The organism is Imtechella halotolerans (genome assembly GCF_028743515.2).
Taxonomy (GTDB): Bacteria; Bacteroidota; Bacteroidia; order Flavobacteriales; family Flavobacteriaceae; genus Imtechella; species Imtechella halotolerans.
On record NZ_CP117969.2, the window covers coordinates 1,305,891 to 1,332,406 of the forward strand.

Consider the following 26,516-nt stretch of genomic DNA (forward strand, 5'->3'; position numbering starts at 1 on the left):
AATCCAAGATCTCATATTACTCAAATGTTAATTTAAAAAAATATATTTGCTAGAAAGCAAAAAGACTTACTAATAAAACCATTCATTATAAAAAACATCCTTGACCTCCCAATTCATCATAAAAGAAATTCAAAACAGAAATCAGCAGGTTTATAAAAAACTGTTTGGTGATCTCTATCGAGAACTGGTAATATATGCCAACGGATTTCTGTTCGACAAAGCCTCAAGTGAAGATATGGTTCAAGAAGTTTTTATTCATTTATGGGAACATGCGAAGGATATCACAATACGAGATTCCATCAAATCGTATCTTTATGCCATGGTTAGGAATCGTTGTCTTAACTATTTAAAATCCATTAAGGTAAATGACTCCTTACATCTTTTGGATTTCAATAACATACTAGATACTAGTTTTGATTTAGATTCGCTTTCGTCATCCGATAAGCAAATTCTCCATAGGCAACTACAACTTGTCATTGAACAACTGCCAAAGAAAATGCAACAAATTGTTGAGATGCGTTTTGTAAACAATTATAAATATGGAGAAATTGCTGCAGAACTGGGAGTGTCTGTAAATACTGTTAAAACACAATTACAACGGGCAAAACTGAAAATTTCTGCTGCTTTAACCCAATTAATCTTGTTACTCCTACATCACCTTAACTAAGATATTTATACAGTTTTTTATTTTTTTTTAATTTTTACACAATTTTTGTCACCCTTTTTTGAGAATTTATTGTCATACCATTAAATTGACCCAAAAAAGGAAAAATGGAATTTAAGCTTATTCTAAAAAAAATAGAAGGTACTCTCTCCCCTGAGGAACAAATTATTTTTGATAATTGGTATTTGCAATCACAACGTCATAGAGATTATTTTCACAGAGTAACTCAAATGAAACAACCCATAGGTGATATTGATACACTAAAGGCATATGAAAAAATAAGTAAAAGACTATATAGGAGAAAGCCTTCAAAATTATATTACAAAATTGCAGCGGCAGCATTGCTCTTGATTCTTATTTCTTTACCATTTGTAACGAATAAAAACAATCAAAAATTCCCTCCTTCTACAAATGAAATAACAAAACCATCACAAACTCCAATACTAATTGGAACAGACAAAGCGGTGTTAACTCTGGAAGATGGCTCAGAGATTGCCTTAGAAAAAGATGCTAATTTTCAAAACAATTATGCCAATAGTAATGGTAAAGAACTCGTTTACACCTCTAGCTCTAAGAACAACAATACTTCTTCAATTGCCTACAATACACTTTCCATACCTAGAGGAGGACAATTTTATATAGTATTATCCGATGGGACAAAAGTTTGGCTTAATTCAGAAACTAAACTGAAATATCCCGTAACCTTTAGTCTTACAACAACCCGAAAAGTAGAATTAGTGTATGGGGAAGCCTATTTTGAAGTATCTCCTAGTACCATGAATCAAGGACAGGGTTTTACAGTTATTACTCAAGGACAGGAAGTTGAAGTACTTGGAACTCAATTTAACATCAAAGCATATCAGGATGATAATTACATTGCTACAACACTAGTTGAAGGAAAAGTACGTATCGTTGGAGAACAAACTTCCATACAACTTCAACCAGGAATGCAATCCAAACAGGACATCAATAGCAGTAAAATTCAAAGTTTACATGTAGATATTTATAACGAGATATCGTGGAAAGAAGGATTCTTTAGTTTCAAAAATAAACCTTTGAAAGACATAGTTAAACAACTTTCAAGATGGTATAACATTGACATAGAAATCCATAATGAAAAAGCTGCTGAACTTGAATTTAATGGAGTATTTAATAAACATCAAAAACTGGAAAACATTCTTAACATAATAGAAAACACTAACGAAGCAAAATTTGAAAAAAAAGGAACTAAAATCATTATGAAGTAACCAAAGAAAAAAATGGGGAATGGAGCTTAGACCTGGACAATTTAATACTCCACCCCCGGCCTGATTAATTAAGTAATTAACTAACCAAAATGTAAATTTATGAAATCTAAATTTAACAATCTCCTTATGCGATATGGGGAGCACATTTTTATGAACATGATGAAAACATTTATCTTTTTATGTTGTTTTACAACATTCGCTTTCTCCTCTAAAGCAGGGTTTTCACAAAATTCAAAAATTGTCATTAAAACAGATTCATCACTCACAGTTGAAGAAGTTTTTGAGCTCATAAAGGAGCAAACAGAGTACACTTTTATTTATAGATCTGATTTGTTCACTAATGCTCCTAAAGTCGCTGTAAAGAAAGGAATTATTAAAACTGAGACGCTCCTTAAAAAAAGTCTTTCATATGGAAATATTATATATTCCTTTACACCGGATGGGGCCATTTTACTAGAAAAAACAACTGACAGTGGTCCTAGTGCACCCCAAATTTTAGTTTCAGGTATGGTTACTGATCATCTCGGTGCTCCTTTACCAGGGGCAACGGTTTCTATTAAAGGAAATGAAACCACAGGTACTCAAACTGATTTTGACGGAAATTACTCTATTAGAATCCCTAGTTCAAATACAATACTTGTATTTAGGTACCTTGGGTTTACAACCAAAGAAATCACTGTGGGCTCCAATACAACCATCAATGTGACACTGCAAGAAGATGCACAAAGTCTAGATGAAATTGTGGTTATTGGGTATGGTACACAGAAAAAAAGCGATGTAACAGGAGCTATAAGTACTGTCAAGAATGATCAACTTACCCAAGTAGTGACAACCAGCCCTACTGATGCACTACAAGGAAGGGTATCTGGAGTGACAGTAACCTCCTCAGGAAGTCCAGGGTCCGCAGCTGATGTAATGATTCGTGGTATTGGTACATTTGGAAGTAATCAGCCTCTTTATATTGTGGACGGTGTACAGGCTGATCCCTATTTTATTGATGCTAATAATATTGCATCAATTGAAGTACTGAAGGATGCTGCCTCAGGAGCAATATATGGAACTAAAGCTGCCAATGGGGTCATAATTATTACCACTAAAAGAGGAAAAGAGGGTAAACCCATGGTAGAGATTAATTCTTCTATGAATTTTAATTCTCAACGAAAAGAAATGAAATTACTCGATGCAGCTGGTTATCTTAGTGTGCACAGAGCTATGTATGAAAATGCAGGTGCATCTTTACCGCAATATGTACTAAACCCGCCAACAGCTGACACTGATTGGATTGGGGAAACACACAAATCAGGTGAACTCTATATGCTAAATGCTCGTGTAAGTGGAGCTTCCGAATTTATCAATTACAGTATTGGCGGTAGTTTTGCTGACGAAAAAGGAATACTTATAGGCTCTGAGTTTATGAAAAAAGGGTTGGTTGCTAATTTAGGCATCTCCAAGGGCAAGTTAAAGGCGGATATTAACCTAAACTATAACGAAACCTACAGAGAAGGGTTTAAATTCTCCCTGAGAGAAACTTTCCAAATATCCCCTCTTATCCCAATTTACGATCCTACCAAACAATCTGGATATGGATACAGAAGTGGTGATTTACCTGATCATAGAAACCCAATTGCTGAGGATCATTTTCTAAATGGCTACAATAAATCAAAATACTTTCTAGGAAATTTCGGATTAACCTATGAAGTTGTAAAGGGATTATATGCTAAAGCCAATTTTTCAGTTTCAAACCTAAACAGTTATACTTTTAATTTTAATCAGCCTTTTAGAGCCAGAGATGTTCAAGAAGAAGGGCGAGAATATGCTTTCATTTCTGAAAGAAACAGTGAAGAAAGAAGAATCAATCAAGAATACACCTTAAATTACAATTTCGATGTTAAGGAGCATGCTTTTTCACTATTAGCAGGATACCAGCGTATTTTAGAGCCCTATCGTTATACCTATGCACAGGCCGAAGGATATAAAATAGAAAAGGATGAAGACGGAAATGACATTAAAGTTCCAGCGAACATACTTGATCCCTCTTTCAACACCCTAAGTGCTTTTGGTGATGGAACCTATTCAGCATCTGGCTCCCGAGCCGAATATTCACTTGTTTCACATTTTGGAAGAGTTAACTATTCTTTTAAAGATCGATACCTGGTACAGGCTAGTGTTCGTAAAGATGGTAGTTCTAAATTTGGTAGAAACTATCGATATGGAAATTTCCCTTCATTCGCATTAGGATGGAAAATTACAGGGGAAGATTTTATGAAAGATCAAGAGTTATTTAACTTTTTAAAATTAAGATATAGTTGGGGACAAGCTGGTAATGATTCCGCATTAAATTACTATAGTTATATCGCTCTAATTTCTCAAGGTAAAAGTCAAGACGATGGAGGCTATGTTTTTGGAGATCCTCAGACTTCACATCAAGGAGGTATTGCTACCATGCTTGAGAACGACAATTTAAAATGGGAAACCAACACCTCATCCAATATCGGTATTGATTTTGCTAGTTTAGAAAACAAATTACAAGGTGCAATTAACTACTACAGTAGTAACACTAGTGATCTATTAATTACCAAGGTATTGCAAGGATCAGGAGGTCTTGATAATCCTATTATTAATGTAGGTGAGTTTAAAAATAGTGGACTTGAATTTGAGTTAGGATATACCAATAAAGAACATGCCTTTCAATATAATGCCTTTGCAACTTTTACCACCATTAACAGTGAAGTTGTACGCCTGAGTAGCAAGGACCAGGTAATTTATGGGGTAGGACTTAAATTTGGATCTGATCATTTTGCCAATCAAACCCGTGTTGGATATGAACCAGGAGCATTTTTCCTTCCTGTGGCTAGTGGAATTTTCCAGAATCAAGCAGAAATAGATGCACATAACTTAAATGGTAGTCCTATACAACCAGCAGCAGAACCTGGTGATATTCGATTTATTGATCAAAATAATGACGGAACCATTGATGAAAAGGATGCTATCTATCAGGGAAGTGCAATTCCAAAATTTGAGTATAGCTTAAACCTGGGCTCGAACTACAAAAACTTTGATTTTAATGTATTTTTCCAAGGTGTAGGTGGAAATAAAATCTATAATGGAAATAGTTTTGAAATGCTAGGAATGGATAGTGGCAGAAATTTCAGAACAGAAACTCTCAATGCATGGACCCCTAGTAATACAAATACTAATATGCCAAGGGCAGTATTGGGTGACCCTAATGGAAATAATCGCGCTTCTACCCGATTCCTTCACAAAGGAGATTATCTAAGACTAAAAACAATTCAACTAGGTTATACCCTCCCTAAAGAGGTGAGTTCTAAACTGTTGGTTGAAAAATTCAGAATGTATATTACCGGACAGAATTTGGTTACCTTCAGTAACTATGATGGACTTGATCCTGAAGTGGGTGGATCTATAATATCTAGAGGTATTGACCGCGATTTATATCCAAAGAACAAGTCTATAATTTTAGGAGTACAATTACAATTTTAAATTAGATTCAGATGAAAAAGGTATATATATATTGGGTAATGATAATGCTGTTAGGTACAGCAGCCTGTAATGATGATGAGTTCTTAACAAGAGTTCCTCATGATCAGTTAACCTCTAAGCTCTATTGGAGGGATGTCAATGATGCGGAATCAGGATTGGTAGCAGCCTATAGCCAACTAGAATCAAGAAGTGAATTTTGGGACGGATGGCAAGAGGGACGCCCTGTTGTGGAGTATTTTAGATCTGATTATGCCCTCCCAGGACCTGATGCAAGTAATTATTCTCATTGGATGTCAATGTTTAATTTCACATATGATAATGCACATACCTTTATAAATATTATTTGGAAGACTAATTATAAAGGACTGAACTATGCCAATCAGGTTATAGATCAGGTTGGGAAAATGAGTGACGAGCAAATTTCGGAAACTGATCGTAAGCGCATTGTGGGGGAAGCTACATTCCTTCGTGCCTATTATCATTTTAAACTAATAACACTCTACGAACAAATTATTTTAAGAGATGAAATGATTACCGTAGATAATATTGATAAACTACTTTCAAGTCGTCAAGAAGTTTGGGATTTAATCCTAAAAGATTTCAGTGAGGCTGCCGAAATGCTTCCTGAAAATGTAGCTTCTAAAGATTTGGGTCGTGCTACAAAAGGAGCCGCTCTGGCCTATTTAGGCAAGGCCTATTTACATAAGGCTGGAGATCCTACCTCTGCATCAGGTGACGATTTTACCAACGCTGCAGCTACATTTAAAAAAATTGTTGATGCTGGAACTTATCAATTAGAACCTGATTATTTGAGTATATTCAACGGAGAAAATGAAAACAACCAAGAATCAATTTTTGAATTGCAGTTTAAAAGTGGAGATGCCACTTCATGGAATGCTACCAGACTTCATGCATTTATAGGTGATTGGTGCATTGGCGGATGGGGAGGTATTGAAGCTAGTATTTCCCTTGTAAACGACATGAAAAAAGAAGGTATGATTGCCAATAATGGCCTATACGATAATCGTTTATATGGAACTTTGTATTTTAAAGACCCTTTCTACAATGACCCTCAAACTAATGAAATGCAAGGGTATACCTGGGATGTATTAGTTGCCGACACCTACGGGTCTGCAGATGCAAAGGACCAAACTGCATACTTTAGAAAATGGTTACCAAACTATGTATGGAATAACAGCTATATAGGACTCAATGTGGTTTTAATGCGATATGCTGATGTAATGCTCATGTATGCTGAGGCTCTCAATGAAACCAACCAACCAGCCCTAGCAATTCCATTAATTAATCAAGTACGCAGTACTCACGGGAATATGCCTCCTACAACAGCAACAACCCAAAGCGAAGTTCGTGAGCAAATTAAGCATGAAAGAACTATGGAGCTGACATTAGAATCTACACGCTTCTTCGACCTTAGACGTTGGGGTATGCTAGATCAAGCAATGCAAGCAGCTGGTAGAACAAATTTTAATGCAGTTAAACATTCTTATTTACCAGTGCCACTTACAGAAATTCAAGCCAACCCAGCGGTAAATTAATTCTCTAATAAATAACTCCCTTAAGTATACTTAAGGGAGTTTCTTTATAAATTTAGTAACAATTAATCCACTATCATTAAATCACAAGAATATCTACTTATGGCGATAGCTTTTAAGGCATCACTGCCGATTTAGAATTCTTCCAATAAGCGTAATGTAGACAACTTTCCAAGCTTATTAGCTGCTAGTGGACTGTCACCTGTTATAAGTTTCCTATCCTGATACACCTGCCCATTGGCAATTTTATTTACTATTGACATACCCAACTCCTGAAGTTCCTTTCCAAAATACCATGGCATTTTTCCAGGTAAATATCCCATTTTGGGAAGCAGTTTATCCATACTATCTGGAAAAGCTGCCATATAATACCCGTTAAAAATAAAATTTTCCTTTTGTTCATTTATACCAGCAGCTAAAAATGCAGCTGGCCCATGACAAATAGATATAATAAACTTATCCTTTTCTTTGGCCCAAAATAAAACTTCCTGTACCTCTTTACTTTTTGGCAAATCGATAACAGCGCCATGACCTCCTGGGATAAACACTGCCGCATAATCAATGGTATCCGTAAGTTGACTAACTAAATTTTTCAAACTTAAAGGATTTTTTATTTGGTCTTTACAGTCCTCATATATTTCCATGACAGCTTTATCCTGATTTGGCATCGCCCAATGTTCTAATTTCATTTCCTTACCAGTGGGAGTGGCAAAATCAAACTTGAAACCAGCCTTTTTCCAATGTAGCATGGGAACAAATAACTCTACTGGATGATTCCCTGTTAAAAACGAGGATCCATTTTGCATCACAAGTTGATCTTCTTCTGTCCCAATGATTAAAATCTTCACTTCTTGCCCTTTACGGCCATTTTCATACACAGAATGATCATAATCGGTCTTATCCTTTACTGCCATTTTTAAGGCAAGATTTGAGGGACTGTAGAGCTTATCACCTTCCTTTTTAGGTGCCATACCCATAAATTGTTTAATACTTCCCATGACTACACTAAATTCTTAAATGGTTTCTACTACATCTTCTAATTCTCTTCTAGACTTAGGCGTAACTTCTGGCCTATTATAGTCATCCTCTGCCGCGTAACCAAAAGCTATTGCAAAAAGTGGCTTATAGGTGGTCATCCCTAAAATTTCAACATATTTATCAGTCTCAATACCTTCCATTGGAGTAGAATCCAATCCTAAGGAAACTGCGGCACTTAAAGCAACTCCCATAGTTATATAAACTTGCTTTGACAACCAAACACGTAGATGTTCTTCAGGAATCTCATTTTTTATAGAATTATACCAATTCCGTAATCCATCAGGCAAATTGGTATCTACTACATGCTGGAATTCCTCTAGATCATCAGCTACACTAAAAACAACCAATAAATCTGCTTCGTTGATCTTGCTCTCATTATGTAAAGATGCTGCTGCTAATTGGCTTTTTACCTCTTTATTTTGTACAAAGGTAAATTTCCAAGGCTGAATATTAATAGATGAAGGAGATAGCCGTAAAACTTCCTTTAAGGCATCAACAGTTTCTTGTGGTATACGTTTATTGCTATCATATTTTTTGGCAGCGTATCTTGCTTTTGCTAATTCTAATACTTCCATAATATTTTACTTATTGCGAAATTAATTTAGGAGTGCAAAGTTACTGCCCAAAAATCTTGAATAGTACTCCTAAAAGTCGAATAATTACTCTTAAAAGTTCAGCTATTGAGAATAGAACTACAAAATAAATCCAAATAAAATATATACCTAGGACTTGACTTCACTAGGCAATAAACCATGATAATTTTTAAAAGCTTTTGAAAACTGGCTTAAATTGGAATAACCTATTAAAAATCCTACCTCGGACACCGAATATTTATTCGTTTGCAGTAATTCCATGGCAATTTCTAATTTGATTTTTAAACAGTACTTGTATGGGGTGGTTCTAAATACTTCCTTAAATAAACGCTTAAACTTCGACAAACTCATACCTGCCATAGTAGACATAAATTCCAATGAAATTTCCTTCAATGGATTGGCATTAATATACTCCCTTACAATCATCAACTTCTTAAGATCACTATTATGCAAATGTAAAGAAGCCAAGTTCGCACAGCTATGTTGTTCTAAGTTTCTAAAAAAACAATTCAACAACTGCAGGGTATTAATTAATAATGGGAGTTTTTCCGAATGGGTAAAATCAGTTTTATCTAAAAGATATTTAAACTTGTAATCTAGACTTTCTGTATAATATATAGGAGCATCCCTTTCAAATACCTGTCTCAGACCTGCATTTTTTGTACTTACCACATTTTCAAGCATCCATTCTTTAGACATCCATATCATGAAGGTTTTAATTTCCTCGTTTATAGGCAGATTATAGGCAGTGTGAATGGTAGATGATACTAATACGATGCTTACATTATCATATTTAAATTGAAGTTCACGTTCTTGTAATTGCTGTTTAACCTGAGCATTTGTCAGCCAAAAAGTAACTGAAAAGTAATCATTGTGTTGTTTTGGTAAAATTTCCACAGACAATTGCTCCTTGAGGGTAAGATCTAATTGTTCAATCCATAACCCCGGTTGTAATGCAACAAACTGGCCTCCACCCGACCCAAAAGAATTTTGTAGTAAAAAACTATTCCCACTGGTTTCGATCGGGATTTGCTTTGCCATTTCTTGATGCCAAGATTCTGGATTGGATATTTGATACTTAAGTGAAAACATTAAATGTCATTAGCTATTGTCAAAGGTAAAGAATACCCATTTATGTTAGACTACAATTTTGCTTGACAATCTAATATAGAGAATTAATACTTTCTTTTCTTACTTTTCAATGGTAAGTGTAGCACGTAACATCCAAACCATTTGTTCATGTCTTTCTACCAATCCTGTAATAAAATTGGCAGATACCAAATCCATAAAAATTCCACATTTCAAAATATCATTTCGGAGTATCCGTATAATGGTTTCATGGTCATCCACTAGAGTCTTCCATTGAGTAGCATTATTCATGCCCTCTGGAGGAGATTCTGACAACCTAGATGATTTTAAATAGGCTTCCATAGAGGCAGTTGCGCTATACCCAAGCTGTTTGATACGTTTGGCAATACTGTCCACTATTTTGGATAATTCATTACTCTGAGACTCTAAAAGGAGATGTACACAATAAAAATTAGCTCCTTCAAAATTCCAGTAGTATCCACGAGTCTTGGTATACAGCACCATCTCATCGGCTAATAATATATGTAGCAAATCTGACACCTGCTCTAAGTTCTCTTCCAAAACTCCTATAGCCACTTTCATTTTAGTTCCTTTCTTTATTATAAATTATAATTTATCTATAAGGACATCTGCTAGGAGTTGATGAGATTTAAGTCTTGCTTTATGATTACTTGTAATACTTTGAATCATTATTTCATCCGCTTTATATTCAGATGCAATTTGATTTAGCCACTTTTTAAGGTTTTCTGGGGTGCTTGCTAAAATTCTAGGTGGTTGCTTGGGATCAAGCATTGGTTGAGGCTTGACAAAGCGATTTCCTAATATTTTTAAGGCTTCATCTTCACTTTCCAATAGGCTTTGAGTATCACCCATGGTGCGTAATCTGTGTTCGAAAAGTTGAAAAGGTGCCGTCATCTTGTGGGCTTCAGTTTCAGTTTCTCCTACAAAAACATTTAAAGCTAACATTAGAGTTGGTTTTTTACTGCCAGAATCATGAACCATGGGTTTAAATTGTTGATGATAATTTTGAGCTATTGAATAAGACATTGCTGGATTAATAAATCCCGCAAATGCATATCGTAAACCCAGTTCTGCTGCTGCGCCCGAACTCCAAGGACTTGACCCTAACAACCAAAATTCCGGTTGAGTACCATTGTTGTGCGATACAATTTCAGAGAAAGGGTTGTCATGATTGAAATCTTGATTCATCCAATGAAGTAACTCTACAAGTTGCTCCGCAGAGTCATCCGTATTTTGACGGTAAACGGAACGATAACGCTGTAATGCCATATCCGTTATTGGGCCTGTTGTAGCCCTTCCAATTCCCATATCTATTCTTCCTGGAAATAACTCTTCCAAACTATTAAAGGTCTCAGCCACCTTAAATGGACTATAATGATTCAATAAAACAGCACCTGAACCAACTCTTATATGTTGGGTTTGAGAGGCAATGTAGGGTATCATTACCTCAGGGGTACGTCCAGCCCCTGTACCTGCAGCATGATGTTCTGCAACCCAAAATCGAGAATACCCCATCCTGTCAGCTTGTTGTGCTAACTCTAAGGTATTTTTTAAAGCTTCATGTCTATTTCCAGAAGGTGGTACTATGGATAAATCTAAAATGGAAAGTTTCATAACCCGTATTTAATCCCGCAAAAATACATTTGAAACACAGTTTAAAATACCTTAAAAAGTTCATTTAATACCCCTAAAAGGTTAGGTAACTATCCATATTGTAAACTGAACACTATGTAAACAACTGTCTGATTTAAACCATTTTCATACGAATCAATTCCTCTTAAGATACTCTAATTGCTTTGTAAAGTCTTAAAATAATTTTTCAACGTATGTAGTTTTTGTTCTGAAATCATGAAAGGAAATCGAGCTACATACATATGTTCAGTATGTAACACTTCAAGATCACCCAATCGATAGTTACCTGTATTCCATAGATTAGCAGGAATTCCAAAAGTTGTAACCTTGGATTCTCGGCCTTCCTTCATCCAAAAACCGAGATATGTAAGAGTCGGTTCAAAACGATCAGTGGCTCCAAAAGTAAATGTAAATGTTTCTATCTCTTCTATGTCCGAAAAGGGAATAATCTGATCTACTCTTTCTATTGAAACCTGTGTATCACTTTCTTTAATCACCTGAATATACGAGACAAAAAGAGTATCCTTTAGTATGGATATTTCAGGGGAAAAAAATTGATAGCTCAATTGTCCCGTTGTGCTTGCCTCTTTATATTCATGATGAACAAAATTTAATCCCTCGGGAAAAGTAATCTTCAAAAGAGCCGTAATAGTATCCTCAGATGTGGAGTAAGGCGATTGGCCTTTCGACAATATGCCAAAACAAAGAAAACAAAAAAAGAAAACCTCTTTCACTAGTTAATAGGTTTGCGTTTTTACCAGCGTTCCATTTCCTTTGAAAAATTCCCACTTTCCAGTTCTTTTACCAAGTAGATAAGTCCCTACTGAATAACTAAAATCATTTTCATCCATCCACAATTTATTAAATTCTTTCCAACGCCCGGTCTTTTCTCCATTTTCATAACTACCTTCACTAGTAACTAGACCTGGTCTATCCTCATAATATTTCCAAACTCCATGTTTATTACCAGCCTTATACCCTCCTTCTTCTATTACAATACCTTTAGAAAATCTTTTAAAGGCTCCATTTAATACACCATCTGTATAATTGAATACAGACCGTAATTTTCCTTCCTCATCATAGGACAAACACTGCCCATGTAATTTCCCATTACTATAAGGACAGTCTTGCATTAGTTTCCCATTACCCCAATACGAAATATTACTAAATATAACACCATTTGTATAATTTTGAACCCCTACCACACTACCTTTTTCATTAAACTCATTAACAACTCCATGCAAAACTCCGTTCTTGAATTCATAACTTTTTTTCAGATAAGTTTCCTTATAATCATTACCGACAAATGAATATTCTTTCCACAATCCATTTTGTTTACCGTTTAAAAATCCGCCTTCTCGTAAGACCTTTCCAGAAAAGTAATCTTGAACAAAGGTAGGTACACCTTTGGAAAAGGTTGTTTTTCTTCCAATCGCTCCATTATCATGAAACTGTTCCCAAACTCCTGAATAGAGTCCATCTAAATATTTCCCTTTTTCCTTTATTACGCCATTTTCGTGATATCCAACATATGCTCCATAAGGTTTACCATTTAGCACCTGGGCCTTCCCTGCTACTTTTCCACTTGGGTAATAAAAAATGGTATCCCTTTGCGCATAAGTACTTGCAATTAGAAAAGAAAAGAAAAAAAGTGAAATAAGTTTACGTTTCATGATTATAGGTATTTGGTTTTCAATTAAATGATCAGATTTTTTCAATCGAATCTTTGCTATAGTAATGACAGGCACTATTTACCTAATCCTTTATACTTAAGGCCCCTGATGGACATTTTGCGACCTGGCTAATTAATTCCTGCGTTTGTGCGTTCTCAGGTTTAATCCAAGGCTTATCCTTAGGATTATATACACCTGGCAAGGTCTTCACACAGATACCTGAATGTATACATTTTTCAGGCTTCCAAATAATAGTAATTTCTCCATTGGTATATTCTCTAGTAGACATATCAGTTTATTTAAGTTGTTTCTCTATTCTTGGATCCGGAATTAACCAAATAATAGCCACTAATGCATAACACACTATACCTAATATGGGAAAAACGAAAGACAGTATAACCCCCAATACATAAATTACAATGGAGTACATTTCTTTGTTTTTATTACCCAAGGCCTTTCCTATTTTAGATTCGATTCCTTCATGCTTTATGGCATATTTCTCTAAAAATAAAAAAGTTATAGCGCAAAATAGCAAATTGATTCCATAAAGTGCAACTGGATTTTTATCAAAATGATTTTCCCCCATCCAGGCTGTTGTAAAAGGAATTAAGGAAAGTGTAAAAAGCAATGCTAAATTGGCCCATAAAACCTTACCATTCACCCTTTCTATGGCCTGAAATAAATGGTGATGATTATTCCAATATATACCCAAATAAACAAAGCTTAATACATAGGATAGAAATTTCGGAATTAATGGACTCAAGGTATTAAAATTTGACCCTTCAGGAACCTTTAATTCCAATACCATTATCGTGATGACTATGGCTAATACTCCATCACTAAAAGCCTCCAATCTTCCTGTCTTCATATCATATCTAATTACGTTGTACTAAGTTTATAAAGTTGTTTTCACCTGATTATTTATGGAAAATTCTCTAAAATACATGGTATAGGTAGTATCTTTTTTTTCAGCCATTATCCATAGATCAATATCCTTGGATGTAAACTGACTTTTATAACAGTGTAATGACTCAAAAAAAGTAGACTGGTCTTTTTGGTTATATTTGAGATGAACATTGCGATACTGAAGATCTACATAATTTAAATTCGTAAGTTCACCTTGAGGGATCCAAAATTCCTTTTCTTTTGGCCAAGCTAAATAATATAATGGATATTTCTCATACCACCCTTGATTTCTTACTATGATCTCTGTTACCAAATCACTTATTCCTTTATGATCTAAGTGCCCTGTATCTCCATCGGGACCGAATGTCATAATCACATCTGGGTTTATTTCTTCAATTAGTCTAGAGATTGTATTCTTTAGTTGAGTGGTTTGCTCAAAATACTCATTTATCCCGCTTAGTATACCAAAGGAATCATGGGCTTCTAAAAATATCGGAGGGTTAATACCAAGAATTTCACTCGCACAGATGGTTTCCTCCTTTCTGATTGCCGCTAGTCTATCTCCAGAAGAAATACCAGCATGATCTTCTACGCCGTATCGTCCATCTGTTGCAATGACCAAATACACTTCTTTATTTTCATTGGCAAATCGAGAAAGTATGGGTCCAAAGGCAGTTTCATCATCGGGATGTGCTAAAACAACTAAAATTGTCTTAACCACTCTATTATTCTTATTTTCACTTTGGAAACATGATATACAAGTAATCAACACTCCAATTACAAATAGCTGTTTCATTAGAAATCCTTTAACGACTTAATGAGTTTGTATACAAAAGATTAACAATCACTAAGTTAATTAAATAATCAAATAAAAACACTATTAGCATCTAAACGTGTTGTTGCTTCCTTATAAATGTATCAATTTCTGAAACTTTGTCTGTCCAATAATTCACTGCTTGCTTGGCATCAATTTCAGGATTCCTTTTAGTTCCAGTTTTGAATTCCTTTGGAAGCAAACGCAAGTATGAACTATGAGTTTTAGAGGTACTCCCATAAGTTTCCTTTGATTTGACTCCTTCATTGGAAAGCCAAAAACGAAGATTCTCTATGTATACACTTCTTTTTTCCTCAAGAAACGCCATAAGTGCAACTTTGTCTCTAGGAATATATCCTGGACCTGAACACCCACATGAATGAAATGTAATGCCAACTTCATAAAGACTTTCGATATGGGACCAAGCTCTGACATCCTCTTTTTTTGGAGACTTAAAGTCCAAACCCATAGAAATCATTATTCCTCCGCATTGTGGACACTTAAAAGGTTGTTCTTCCCCTTCTTTTGCATACGCCAAATCCCTATTTATATCAACTAGCAATTTTCTCTTAAACGTTTTTCTACAGGAAAAACAGGAATAATGAGGTTTATAGGAAGTCATAGCATATCTGCACATTCGAATTCTAATTTAACGAAATAAATACTTTGCTAAATATACTAATAAGGTTGCTAAAATTTTAAAAAACAAAATAAGGTGATCAATACACTATGAACTATTCTCTTCAAATAACATTAACATGAAGGTGTAACTCTTAGTTTAAGATATTCATAGAATCAACTATAAAAATCAAACCTCAACCTTTAACAATTAAAGATTGAGGTTCTAATTAGACTGGATACATTAATTTTCTTAATAAAAAGCTATTCATTGATTACCACATTCACAGAATCAATTTCTTTGGCAATAATCTCCATTTTTTTAAGGTCGGATAATTTACTAAATGTTAACTTCTCCATTTCAAAGTCCCGAAGTACCTTTTCATCTAACCTACCACTTATTTTGTTGGTCAACTCAGCGGCAGAATTATAGCAAGCTACTGTTGGTTCAACAAATTGCAAATAGTGCAATGCTTTTTTATACTCTCTATTAGCTTCAGCCGCATGGGCTTTTTGCACAAGTCTCTTACAATTCTCCTCTTTTGATTCCAGATAAATTTTAGTAATAATTTTCTCTGACTCTTTATAACAACTCACTGTTTCAGGGACATATCGTAAATAATCGAATGCCTTAGCATATTCTTGGCGTTCTATATTTACTTTTACTGTACTTAGAATAGTAGCACAATTGCTTTCATAGAAATCTACTATATTCTTATTACTTTCCTTAAAAAAAGTCTTTAGCTTAGGTTCTTTAGCAATAGACCTTATTGCTTTAGAAATTGCTCCTTGCGCGTCCTCTGCAGTAATCGTATAAATATGCTTAAATTTATGAAAGACATAATCATCATCCTTTCCCTGTACTGTAAGTCCTATTTCAAGTTTTACAACTTTTACAACTTGAATTTCACCGGCTATTTTTTCGCTAATAATTTTAATACTTGGAACAATAACAAAAGGACTTTGATGAGAAAATAGATTTCTAGATGAATAATTCTCCTTAACGATTTCTATTAAATCTGCAAATTGTTTTTTTGTTGCGTCCTGATTACCTGAAGGTTCAATAATCATATAGTTGGCTTCATATGTTTCAACTTGCGCATAACTACTTAATGGACACATTAGCAGTAACAACAAACCCAGAATTAATTGTTTGACAGTATTATTTCCCATTATTTAATTGTAATGTACATCTTTTGACCATGAATATTTCTGCTTGCCTCAACACCTTTACTTCGTAGGTACTTAATTACCTCAGTAGCAAAACGATTTAAATTATATGGTCTGTTCGTCTCTTGATCATATAATGGAATTCTAACCTCGTCAAAACTCATTTTATTCTCCAGAATACCTACTAAATTAAATCTGCCTTTATACGCATTGGTAGCAATCCAATCTTCAATAAGTTCATTCAAATATTCCCCAGAATCGATTGGGCTATCAAAATCTAAAGTGGCATTTTCATCTAAATTAAACTCCACAATTGTAGCACGACCAATTTCACGAATCTCATCTGTTTTTACCATCAATGTATTTAGAAATTCTTCTTGAATTTGCTCGAATGCTTTTGAAATTAATTTTTCGTAATCTTGACTAGCAAATTTGTTTGTACCAGTTTTGTTGGAAAAACTAGCCCCAGTATGGGTCTCAAAAGCTGTTACATTAATAACCGTATTTTTAGACACACCATTCTCATCCAAATTCAATTGTACATCCACTTGAACATAGAAATCTGCTCCAGATGTGGTCAATAAATCTGATTTAAAATTAGACTGACGATCTGAAGTAAACGCTGCATTAGCCTGTGCAGCTCTTAAATTAGCTACAAAATCAACTGTAGACCATCCACGTTGATCAAAAGCTTCTTTTACCTTCGATACAGCAGTCCTCATATGTGGATTCTCATCCAATACAGTTCGAATGTCCTCATTTTGCTTATTATAAGGAACTACCATGATCTTAGCAAGAGCCCTTGTAGATTCATTACTTTGAGTCGCCGCTATTTGAGGAGCTTGTGCAATAGCAATTTCACTAAAACAAATTGCTGTAAGAATAGCAATTAAAAAATTTACCTTTTTTAATACACTCATTAGAAACCTATTTTATTTAATACTTTATTATTTTCTAATTCTTTTCTTAACATATTGTAATTCACTGTAAATGTAGAGGTTGCTACAGTACATTTACTTTTTTGCTCGCAATCATAAAATTCTGTTTTAGAATCTGTAACGAAACGTTCGTAACCGCCATTCCAAAATTGATCAAAAAATGCCTTATGCTTAGTTTCAACTCCTATTCCTTCTCTAATCATTGGGTTTTTAAAATCTGTACCCACAAATCCAAAATAAAACAATTGCTGTAAAGCCTTTTTATGAGCTGCTTTAGTAGCATTATACCCAATATCCTTTTTACCTCCTTCAATTTCATCACTAGTACCTCTTAAGGTAACAGAACCTTGGGTTGAATGTTCAATAACCTGAGAATCACTGTAAGGACTAGTAAATGTTGATTTACAACTTGTTAATGTCAATGCTACTACAGCAATAGCTAGAATGATTTTTTTCATAATCTTAGTTCTTAATATTTAATAATTATCTAGTTAATATTTTCAGTGTATCATTTGAGGATCGAACCTTTTTAAATATTTTTTCTGCAGAAATAATTTCGGCTTCAGAAAAATTAGAATCTTCTACTTTTACAATACAAGCGGTCGCAATCTTTTGGTTTCTGGTAACGGTGCGATCTCCAATATTGGTTTCTGTCACTAGAACTACATCTAGTAATTGTCCTGGAAACAATCCAATTCCACTACCGGCAGCCAGTAAAAATTGATTCTTATTTTTTGCATCCCAGTTTACAATATCTAGTGTTACAGGGAAATTAGCATTTGAAAAGTCCTTCATATTAGTATCCAAACGCTTTAGTGCAACACCAAATGCATCTTCCTTGTGAGACTTAACCTCCTTGAGTTGTTTTAACCTATCCTCTCTAACTTTTTTATCTTCTTTACTTTCAAATTTTTCTCTAGCATCTGAGACCATTTTGGAAGGTTCCACATACTCACTAGTCACATTTTCAGTTGCTATTATCTCACCAGTGGACACATCAATGACTTTGATTTGTAATTGAACCATTGACTCCCATCCGCGTTTTACTTCTGAATGTCTTAATCCTAAAATATTTGTAGCTATTAAATAACTAGCTCCTTTGCTAATTCCATCTTGTATACTCTGTTCACTATCAATGAAAGATTCTGTTCTTTGTAACTTTTTTTCATTTTCAAGTGCTTCTAATTTTTCACGATCTACTACAGTAAATTTTTTAGCTGTCACAAAGGAATTAATCACGGATTCTTGAATCATTTTAGCATCCGATGAAGACACGGAAGCTTCGTCATAGGTAATAGGTATAAAGGCTATACCAATTCTATCCTGTGCGTTTCCGGAAAGACATGTTAATAATGATACCAATAAGAATAATCTTGTTTTCATGCTCATGTAATTTTGTAGTATTTATTAAAACCTTGCAATTTTTTAAGGGTCACGAAAGTCTATATCATTAGCCTAAAAACAAAAAATTCGACGGGTAGTTAAAGTGTAGTTTACAGCTGAAGAGCGAAATCACCTCCACTACCCGCTAGGGTAGTAATTGACTAAAAAACCTTATAATCAAGGACGTAAAAGCAGAAAAAAAAGCCTGAAAAGTGAGAGTAACAGAATTGAAGTTTTATCCATCAATCAAGTTAATTATTAAATAATACAACTTCTTTCGATGAAGTAAAAATTTGATGGTGAAACAAGTAGTTTACTTAATTGTAAAATGTAAAATATTAGCTTGGTTGCGTAGGAAAAAAAAATTATTTTAGCGCTTCTTTTCTTAAACATATTGTATTACCCCCTAAAACTAACCGCCAAAATTCCCATTCGCTTTGTTACGTATTATTATTATATTATTGTGCCTTTTGCACAACGATACAGGCTTTGCCACTGATAAAGAGCATGAAAAATTAAAACAAGAAATAGAGGTTTTAAATGATAATCATCAGTACGAATTATCGATTCGCAAATTAGAAGAGATTATTACCAATCCCAATACCTCTAATTATGATCTATACAATGCCTATATTCAAAAATATCTCACTTATAAAAGGCTTTTCAATTACATTGAAGCATTAAATAATTTAGATTTAGCTCTTAAGGCAGGTATTAAAAGTGACAAAAAGGAATCCGTAATAAAGAGAGTCAGAATAGAACGAATGTTTGTACATTTTGATCTATTGGAATTTGATAAAGTAGCAGCACTTTTAAAATTAATTTCCAGAGAAGATTTTAATACCATTAATAAAGAAACCGAGGCCTTTTATTTATCTGTATTAGGGACCATGAGTAATCGTGCCAAAGAGTATTATTTAGCCTTACAATATTTAGACGAAGCGCTAATTATTCTAAAAGAACATGCTCCAAAACATTTACCATTAATTTATCGAAAGAAAATAGAAATTTATAGGCATCTTAATCAATATGATAAAGCAATAGAAAACTTTGAAAAAGGATTAGCCTGTGCTAGAGAGCATAAAATGGACATTTACATTATTGCTATGTATAATGATGTTGCCATCTTTTACAGTGAAATCGGAGATGTTGAAAGTGCTTTGCGAACAGAACAAATTCTGAATAGATTGATTACTGATTATGATGTCACAAACCGAAGTGGTAAGCTTCATATGGTGGAAAGGGAACTCCTCAAAAACGAAAACAAAGGAAAAGAAAAACAAAATTCAAAAATTAAATTCATAATTATAGGATTCTGCATACTAATAATTATTGTAACTTTCATTGGATACTACTTCTATAAATTAAATAACACTGGGCGTACCAAATCTATAAATGAACACCTATATCTTCAAAATGATGTAGAGAATAGTATTCAAAACATGGATGAATGGAACCTTCATAATGTCAACTCTTCTGATTATAATCTTACAGACAGGCAATTAGAAATCATTAAATTAGTTAAAGAAGGTAAGACCAATAAGGAAATTGGAACGGCACTTTTCATTTCTGAAAACACGGTAAAGTACCATCTAAAGGTTATTTATAAGACACTCAATGTTATTAAACGCAGTGATCTATAAAAGTAACTTTGTTAACATAAAGGAAGAATGAAATCATTTTAATTGGCAGTAATTTTTGTTTTTCCCCAAGCCAGTACTTTCACTCCTTTCGAGTAGTGAATTTTACTTGGTAATCCATTAAATACTTTTGTAAATCTAGGATAATCTATGTCTAATCTATCTATTTGAATGGTATTAATTGGCCACTCAATATGATGAATTTCAAATTGATTAATAGCATCTTTTGCATCTTGGAATAGAGCATATCGTTCCGTTAACCAAATATCCAATTCCGTTTTAGTCTTCAGTTCTTTGCCTATGGTGAAATCAATTTCAAGCTTATCATTATAGTCAGAATTATAAGATTGATAGTTCTTATCTGCTCTTTTAATTTTTGAAAATCTATAAGGAAGCTCAGAAATTGCTTTAGCTACTTTACAGGATAAAAACTTTCCCCCTTCAATACTTAAAAAGTAAACTCCAGCTTTATTGTGTGACCTTACATACGTCCGTATATTAATTTCATCAAAATCTGATATTGGTGAAAAACAGGGGAAATTCTTAGGTCTTATCTTTTCCATTGTAAAGGCCACCACTGAAATCCAAGGTTTACCATTAAAAAGGTCAATTTCCAATTCTTTAGGAACAAACCTTTTCAATTCAGTAAGGTCTACTTGATAATGTAGGAATATTGCGTGATTCCACTCTTGATAAAACTTCCAATTTTCTTGTGGAAATTCACAAGATCTATGTTTTGTTGTATTTAGTATTTCTTGAATTGTCATTATTCAATTTTGTAAAAAAACTACTCAGGATTACCTAATTTATTAATAAAAGGCAATGTAATATTACAGTCTAATACGTTACTCATCCCTAAAATTTGCGTTTTTGAATGAATCATTCAAAGTGTCGGAGATTTTAAATACATACCATTTTAGCACCTACGATTTTTAATTTGTCCATGGCTCTTTAAGTTTGGCATCCACAAACTTTTCTCCATCAAAAATGCATAATCCTTGCCATGTACCAAACCAAAGTTGATTTTTGTGATCTTCGAAAATAGTTTGGACAACATTCGAAGTCAATCCATTTTCTTTCTGGTACTGTGTAAAATTCACTCCATCATAACGATAAACACCATGACCTTCGGCAGAAAACCAAATATTACCTTTACTGTCTTGATAAAGATTATAGGCTTCCTTTCCTTCAATAATTCCATTTTTAGTAAAATGATTGAAGGTCTTTCCGTCAAATCGACTAATACCGCCATAAAACGATCCTATCCATACATTACCCTGCTTGTCTTCTAAAATGTCAGCAATATTGTTATCAGAAAGCCCATTATTGGTAGTTAAATGAGTAAACTTCCCATTATTGTAGGTAAAAATTCCATTTCCATCAGTCGCAAACCACATAGTGCCATTCTTATCTTCTACAATCTTAAACACCAATTTGTCAGACAACATTGGCTTAGGATTTTCAACCTTTGAATCAGGCAATGCGAAAGGGATGAAATCCTCGCCATTAAATTGACTAACACCTCCTATAGACCCTATCCAAATTAGCCCACTTTTATCAATTGCTAAACCCCAAATTTCTTCATTCTGCAACCCATCTGTTTTTGAATACATTTTAAATCCCTTGTTATCATATTTTAAAAGTCCTTCAGATGTCCCAAACCATAAATTGCCTTTTTGATCTTCCACAATCTCTAACACTCTAAAATGTGGACTTACCCCTTCAATCGTAATTTTCTCAAGAGTTTTAGTATCATAGCGTATTATTCCATCACCATTTGTTCCAAACCAATAGTTTCCATGTCTATCTTGATACATGGTTCTAACAAATTCCCTTACCATTCCATTAAGGTTGGTATGTATTTGAGGAAATGTGGTGTTCTGATTTAATATAATTGGTTGCGTGATATTCCCCTTTTCTTTTATTACAGGAACTGACGTTTCTTTCACTTTTCCTTTACAAGATAAGATCTGGAATGATAGAAAAACTATTAGAATTTTACCTGTAATAAATACAATTTTCGAATTTAAATTTGTCATATGGTTTGGATATCATTTTAGATTGGCATCATTTGAAAGAACCCTTTCCAAAGTAGCATTCAATCCTTATCTATTGAATTAACTTCCGTATAAATCCTCAAGCAATTTGTAATAGAAACCAAAAAATCTATAACATTGCTATCAATTTTGGATAAAAACTTCAAAATATACTTAAAAGTACTTCCACTCTGAAATTAAAGATAAAAAGAAAATTAAGAGAATTTAAAACAGCATAATAACAAATACATATGTTATTCTTTAATAGTTCCCAGTCGTTCCTAATTCCAATCTTAATTTTTCCAAATTAGATTACGTTCTAACACCCAATATATATTGGGGTATCCATAACTTTTCTATTTCTAATTCTCAATCAATTTTTTTCAGATAATCTAATATTTCATCCGAAACCTTACTCATTTTGGATTCAATAAGTTCAGTCAGTGTGCTAAGATCATTAAAATCAGGATCTTCAACCAGTATGGTTTCAGAAATTGAGTACTTAGGCATTTCAGTATTTCCTTGATTCCATTTGGTAGTTTTAAGCAATTCCCAATATTTCTTTTGAATGGGAATTGTATTTCCTAAAAGCCAAATTTCAAATCTCATTTCCAAGTGATTTAAGACAAGCCCAAATTTTAGATTTTTACTTTTTAAAAAATCATTGGAATAATAGAAATATGTATAGTCCATATATCCATGAAGAATTCCTGCAAATGAATATTCATCAGAGAGCCTTTTAATAAAATCCACTCTTAATTTCATTACAAATTTCACCAACTCGTTGTAGGCAATTAATATGTCCCCTTTCTTTAATTGTTCTTTATAAATCGAAACATATTTATTTAAATTTTCCATTTCACCCTATTAAAATCCTTAGTTTACAATTTTGTGAGCTTATTCGACGTGGTTAATATATAGCATTGGATTTCAATTCAAAAAGCACCCACCTTTATTTACTATTTTCACCTTTCAAATTCGTACGTGACCCACTATAACTTATGAACACTGTTAGCGGCTAGCTTTTATTTCTTCTTCATCAATTTCAAACCATTTATCTAATTGTCTTGCATACTCTTCTATTTGAAACTCGATATTTTCCTTAATAATATGGTTCTCTATAATCTTCAATGTATTTCCTGTTAGAGTCACTCGTCCACAATTTGTTGGTTTACTTATTAGTTTTTTTTCTGTAAAATGGGAATTTGGATTTGTTTGATGGTAATCACACATTTCCTGGAATTCATTTAGTTCTCTGCATTCAGTTGTAAACTTATATTGAATATTTTTGACGTCGCCATTTATTTGTGAAACTGAAAGACCTTCATTTATTTTTTCCACAATGAAACATCCTCTTGGATCCTTTTGAATTTCATTTGGTATTAACTTTAATGGATAAAATGCAAATTCACCAAAGCCGACATCTACTAAGTATTCATTTTGATCCAATTCAACTATTATTGCTAAATGATCATATTCATTCCCGAAAATTTTCTTCTTACTATCATAAACTCTTGCTGATACTATTTTAGATTTAAAACCTAAATTATTCAATAAAGTATGGAATAAACCATTTAATTCGTAACAAAACCCTCCTCTATTATTAATTACAATTTTCTTATAAAATTTTGTATTATCCAGTTCTATTGGTCGCTTATAATGAATATCCAAATTTTCGAAAGGAACACTCAAAAGATGGCATTTCTGCAACTCCTTTAAAACTTCAAAATTTGGTTTAAGAACACCCTTATAATTTATTCGATTTAGGTATTCTGTTATCTTCAACTTATCCATATGCATTGTACTAACTATTTAATAAACGTGTTTATAGCGTTTATTTATTATTTCCAAATATATTGATTTTACCAATTTCTTGAATGGCCGTTCAATACTTAGAAGAATAGTTGCTCCTATATGAATGTAGATTTATCTAAAGATGGAACAAATCACCCTGACACCTTGATCCCTAGTCTTGATCCTAAAAGTTTTGCTGAAATACAAAAAAAAGAGGAACTTCTTTATGAAGGCCCTCGCTGTGAAGAAAGAGGGTTAGCCTCTTTTTGGCTGTATGCTTTATAAATAGAGTGGTCAGCATTTTTGTATTGTGGTGAGCACCTAATTTGGAAAGTTTCAAACTATGATTGGAATCGTTTGATTCTAAATCAAATATACTGTTTGTAAATTGATTTTGATGGAAAAGAGAGTTTTTTAAATTTATCTCTAAAATGTATATTTCATCAATTCGGTGTTGCCAGTAGTTTTTACTTTTTTTTATTCAGTTTTTGATGTTTTAATTTGAATCCTAAGTCATTTTTAGAGTTATCAATTTCTAAGATGTTTCCGATTTTGTAATTCGGAAGTCTTTCCACGTAATTTTTTAGAATGTTTAATAGTTTTTTGACAGAATCAATTTTAATTCCGCTATCAACTATTCTTTTAAAAAGGTCATTCTCATTTATTTCACTGGTGAGAATTACCATTCCATAATCCACTTTTTTGTTTGTTTTTATTCCAGTCAATTCAAATCCACTTTCTGTTTGTTTAGGATACAAAAAATCGTTAATTATTTTTTCAGGATTTTCTAAGTCAATTGGGACAAGAATTTTTTGCGGCATAGTTTCAAATTACTGGCAACGGCTCGGCTCGTATTTTTACGATACCGTAGTTAATAGAAATTAAAAATAGTAAATTTCTGACTAATAACACAAGTAAAATAGAAGGGATAGAGAGGTCTCGGCTAGATACGCCAATTAGAGTGATATCGTTTCATAGAAATCCCACCCTCCTATAATTTTTCTTAGAATCTGAACAGTACCTAGATCCAGTATTAATAGAGATCGTATCAAAAGCGAGCAAAGATGCTAAAGAAAATTGTCTTGTTTAATTAAATAGGAATGAATACAAAACTAAAGCAATGTTTAGGAATAGATGTTTCTAAAGAGAATTTATCCATTAGTTTAGGACTGTTAGATTTTAATCTAAAAAAGGAATTTATAAGTCATCCTGATATTAGTAATGATTCAAGAGGGTTTAAGGTTCTATTAGAGTGGTTAAAAAAGATATTAATTAAAGACGTAGAGTATATAATTGTAATGGAAGCCACGGGAGTTTATCATCAGGCAGTTTGTCATTATCTCTATAATCAAGGCTATAATGTAAGTGTAATGCAGTCAGGAAGGGTCACTAGATTTGTACAAAGTTTGGACCAACGCTCAAAGACAGATGCTTTAGATAGCAGAATGTTAAGTATGTTGGGACTTGAACGAAGCCTAAGATCATGGACACCTCCCAGTAAGGAATTACAAGAGTTAAAGGCACTTAGTAGAGAACGTAGTTCTCTTTTAAAAGACAAGAATGCCGAAATTAATAGACAAGGAGCTATTGATTCAAGTTGTTATTCTAGCTCAAAAGCCTCTAAGCGACATATAACGAGGTTACGTCTCATAAATGAACAGATAGAAGCAATAGAAAAAGAAATGCAAGTATTGGTGTCTAAAACAACGACGTTAAAAAGTCGTATTGTATATTTGGAAAGTATTCCTGGCATATCATTTATATCAGCAGCAACAGTTGTTGGCGAAACTTTAGGTTTTGAGTCAATTTCGAGTGCAAAACAACATACTAGTTTTGCTGGATATGATGTAATTTTAAGAGAATCGGGGAATTTTAAAGGAAAAACTAAAATAAGTAAAAAGGGAAATAGCCATATAAGAGCTGTGCTTCATATGCCGTCAATGACCTGTGTTCGATGTAATCCCACTTTAAAGCAGTTTTACAGAAGATTAAAACCACAGAAAGCAAGACCTATTGTTGCTTTGGTAGCTGTTCAAAGGAAAATATTGATTTTAATGTTTACACTCTGGAAAAACGAAACATATTATGATGCTAAATACGAAAACAAAAAACAGCAAGAACTAAAAGCTCTTGCTGCACATGATAGTATTATGGTTTAATATAAAGTACTTCCTAAAATTTTTGACAAAATTATTTGGTTTTTAAC

The 26,516-nt window shown here is 33.4% G+C and carries 27 protein-coding genes; 7 read left to right on the top strand and 20 right to left on the bottom strand.

What is annotated here, in order from left to right:
- Window positions 1-100 precede the first annotated feature (100 nt).
- The 4 genes from PT603_RS05925 to PT603_RS05940 all read left to right on the top strand — a co-directional run bounded on the left by PT603_RS05925 (window position 101) and on the right by PT603_RS05940 (window position 6,968).
- Window positions 101-667, top strand: a complete 567-nt coding sequence (locus tag PT603_RS05925; RefSeq protein WP_008241359.1) for an RNA polymerase sigma factor — start codon at window positions 101-103, stop codon at window positions 665-667.
- A 104-nt stretch (window positions 668-771) separates the two neighbouring features.
- Window positions 772-1,911, top strand: coding sequence for a FecR family protein (locus tag PT603_RS05930; protein WP_008241360.1), 1,140 nt, complete (start codon window positions 772-774; stop codon window positions 1,909-1,911).
- Window positions 1,912-2,010: 99 nt separating this feature from the next.
- Window positions 2,011-5,412 carry a SusC/RagA family TonB-linked outer membrane protein gene (locus PT603_RS05935; protein WP_008241361.1) on the top strand — a complete coding sequence of 1,134 codons (3,402 nt, stop codon included), beginning with the start codon at window positions 2,011-2,013 and terminating at the stop codon, window positions 5,410-5,412.
- A gap of 11 nt (window positions 5,413-5,423) precedes the next feature.
- Window positions 5,424-6,968 carry a RagB/SusD family nutrient uptake outer membrane protein gene (locus PT603_RS05940; protein ID WP_008241362.1) on the top strand — a complete coding sequence of 515 codons (1,545 nt, stop codon included), beginning with the start codon at window positions 5,424-5,426 and terminating at the stop codon, window positions 6,966-6,968.
- Between the two features lie 131 nt (window positions 6,969-7,099).
- Here PT603_RS05940 and hchA read toward each other — a convergent pair whose 3' ends face one another.
- The 15 genes from hchA to PT603_RS06015 all read right to left on the bottom strand — a co-directional run bounded on the left by hchA (window position 7,100) and on the right by PT603_RS06015 (window position 18,840).
- Window positions 7,100-7,963, bottom strand: coding sequence for a glyoxalase III HchA (gene hchA, locus PT603_RS05945; protein ID WP_008241363.1), 864 nt, complete (start codon window positions 7,961-7,963; stop codon window positions 7,100-7,102).
- A gap of 15 nt (window positions 7,964-7,978) precedes the next feature.
- Window positions 7,979-8,578 carry an NAD(P)H-dependent oxidoreductase gene (locus PT603_RS05950; RefSeq protein WP_008241364.1) on the bottom strand — a complete coding sequence of 200 codons (600 nt, stop codon included), beginning with the start codon at window positions 8,576-8,578 and terminating at the stop codon, window positions 7,979-7,981.
- Between the two features lie 147 nt (window positions 8,579-8,725).
- Window positions 8,726-9,688 carry a helix-turn-helix domain-containing protein gene (locus tag PT603_RS05955; protein ID WP_008241365.1) on the bottom strand — a complete coding sequence of 321 codons (963 nt, stop codon included), beginning with the start codon at window positions 9,686-9,688 and terminating at the stop codon, window positions 8,726-8,728.
- A 99-nt stretch (window positions 9,689-9,787) separates the two neighbouring features.
- A complete protein-coding gene (locus PT603_RS05960) occupies window positions 9,788-10,267 on the bottom strand; it encodes a Dps family protein (RefSeq protein WP_008241366.1) in 480 nt (159 codons plus the stop codon).
- Window positions 10,268-10,291: 24 nt separating this feature from the next.
- Window positions 10,292-11,320 carry an MsnO8 family LLM class oxidoreductase gene (locus tag PT603_RS05965; protein WP_008241368.1) on the bottom strand — a complete coding sequence of 343 codons (1,029 nt, stop codon included), beginning with the start codon at window positions 11,318-11,320 and terminating at the stop codon, window positions 10,292-10,294.
- A gap of 173 nt (window positions 11,321-11,493) precedes the next feature.
- A complete protein-coding gene (locus PT603_RS05970) occupies window positions 11,494-11,976 on the bottom strand; it encodes a hypothetical protein (protein ID WP_155805704.1) in 483 nt (160 codons plus the stop codon).
- Between the two features lie 99 nt (window positions 11,977-12,075).
- Window positions 12,076-13,011 carry a toxin-antitoxin system YwqK family antitoxin gene (locus PT603_RS05975; RefSeq protein WP_008241371.1) on the bottom strand — a complete coding sequence of 312 codons (936 nt, stop codon included), beginning with the start codon at window positions 13,009-13,011 and terminating at the stop codon, window positions 12,076-12,078.
- A gap of 82 nt (window positions 13,012-13,093) precedes the next feature.
- Window positions 13,094-13,300, bottom strand: a complete 207-nt coding sequence (locus PT603_RS05980; protein ID WP_008241372.1) for a (4Fe-4S)-binding protein — start codon at window positions 13,298-13,300, stop codon at window positions 13,094-13,096.
- A 6-nt stretch (window positions 13,301-13,306) separates the two neighbouring features.
- Window positions 13,307-13,879 (bottom strand): TMEM175 family protein, encoded by a 573-nt coding sequence (locus PT603_RS05985; protein WP_008241373.1) that lies wholly within the window; start codon window positions 13,877-13,879, stop codon window positions 13,307-13,309.
- Between the two features lie 27 nt (window positions 13,880-13,906).
- Window positions 13,907-14,713 (bottom strand): PIG-L family deacetylase, encoded by an 807-nt coding sequence (locus PT603_RS05990; RefSeq protein WP_008241374.1) that lies wholly within the window; start codon window positions 14,711-14,713, stop codon window positions 13,907-13,909.
- 91 nt (window positions 14,714-14,804) lie between these two features.
- Window positions 14,805-15,368, bottom strand: a complete 564-nt coding sequence (locus PT603_RS05995; RefSeq protein ID WP_040488959.1) for a hypothetical protein — start codon at window positions 15,366-15,368, stop codon at window positions 14,805-14,807.
- 245 nt (window positions 15,369-15,613) lie between these two features.
- A complete protein-coding gene (locus PT603_RS06000) occupies window positions 15,614-16,522 on the bottom strand; it encodes a hypothetical protein (protein ID WP_008241376.1) in 909 nt (302 codons plus the stop codon).
- Window positions 16,522-17,439 (bottom strand): DUF6175 family protein, encoded by a 918-nt coding sequence (locus PT603_RS06005; protein ID WP_008241377.1) that lies wholly within the window; start codon window positions 17,437-17,439, stop codon window positions 16,522-16,524. Before PT603_RS06005 ends, PT603_RS06000 begins: the two co-directional genes overlap by 1 nt.
- On the bottom strand, window positions 17,439-17,915 hold the full coding sequence (locus tag PT603_RS06010) for a hypothetical protein (RefSeq protein ID WP_008241378.1): 477 nt from the start codon (window positions 17,913-17,915) through the stop codon (window positions 17,439-17,441). The genes PT603_RS06005 and PT603_RS06010 overlap by 1 nt, the downstream gene beginning before the upstream one ends.
- A gap of 25 nt (window positions 17,916-17,940) precedes the next feature.
- The gene (locus PT603_RS06015) at window positions 17,941-18,840 is read right to left on the bottom strand and encodes a CsgG/HfaB family protein (RefSeq protein WP_008241379.1); all 900 of its coding nucleotides are present in this window, start codon (window positions 18,838-18,840) and stop codon (window positions 17,941-17,943) included.
- Window positions 18,841-19,310: 470 nt separating this feature from the next.
- Here PT603_RS06015 and PT603_RS06020 point away from each other — a divergent pair, with 470 nt between their 5' ends.
- On the top strand, window positions 19,311-20,483 hold the full coding sequence (locus tag PT603_RS06020) for a LuxR family transcriptional regulator (RefSeq protein WP_040488962.1): 1,173 nt from the start codon (window positions 19,311-19,313) through the stop codon (window positions 20,481-20,483).
- Window positions 20,484-20,521: 38 nt separating this feature from the next.
- Here PT603_RS06020 and PT603_RS06025 read toward each other — a convergent pair whose 3' ends face one another.
- The 4 genes from PT603_RS06025 to PT603_RS06040 all read right to left on the bottom strand — a co-directional run bounded on the left by PT603_RS06025 (window position 20,522) and on the right by PT603_RS06040 (window position 24,310).
- Complete coding sequence (locus tag PT603_RS06025; protein ID WP_008241381.1) at window positions 20,522-21,247, bottom strand: YqjF family protein; 726 nt, start codon at window positions 21,245-21,247, stop codon at window positions 20,522-20,524.
- Between the two features lie 165 nt (window positions 21,248-21,412).
- Window positions 21,413-22,519: a ligand-binding sensor domain-containing protein gene (locus PT603_RS06030; RefSeq protein ID WP_008241382.1), complete on the bottom strand. Its 1,107-nt coding sequence runs from the start codon at window positions 22,517-22,519 to the stop codon at window positions 21,413-21,415.
- Between the two features lie 366 nt (window positions 22,520-22,885).
- Window positions 22,886-23,374, bottom strand: coding sequence for a DUF7000 family protein (locus tag PT603_RS06035; protein ID WP_008241383.1), 489 nt, complete (start codon window positions 23,372-23,374; stop codon window positions 22,886-22,888).
- A 153-nt stretch (window positions 23,375-23,527) separates the two neighbouring features.
- The gene (locus PT603_RS06040; RefSeq protein ID WP_202946610.1) at window positions 23,528-24,310 is read right to left on the bottom strand and encodes an arylamine N-acetyltransferase family protein; all 783 of its coding nucleotides are present in this window, start codon (window positions 24,308-24,310) and stop codon (window positions 23,528-23,530) included.
- A gap of 120 nt (window positions 24,311-24,430) precedes the next feature.
- Here PT603_RS06040 and PT603_RS06045 point away from each other — a divergent pair, with 120 nt between their 5' ends.
- Complete coding sequence (locus PT603_RS06045) at window positions 24,431-24,595, top strand: hypothetical protein (RefSeq protein ID WP_155805706.1); 165 nt, start codon at window positions 24,431-24,433, stop codon at window positions 24,593-24,595.
- Between the two features lie 182 nt (window positions 24,596-24,777).
- Here the strand turns inward: PT603_RS06045 and PT603_RS06050 are convergent, their stop codons facing one another.
- Window positions 24,778-25,131 (bottom strand): hypothetical protein, encoded by a 354-nt coding sequence (locus PT603_RS06050; protein ID WP_008241385.1) that lies wholly within the window; start codon window positions 25,129-25,131, stop codon window positions 24,778-24,780.
- A gap of 279 nt (window positions 25,132-25,410) precedes the next feature.
- Between PT603_RS06050 and PT603_RS06055 the strand changes: the two genes are divergently transcribed.
- Entirely contained in the window at window positions 25,411-26,469 is a 1,059-nt protein-coding gene (locus tag PT603_RS06055; RefSeq protein WP_008241386.1) for an IS110 family RNA-guided transposase, read from the top strand.
- The last annotated feature ends 47 nt before the right edge of the window (window positions 26,470-26,516 follow it).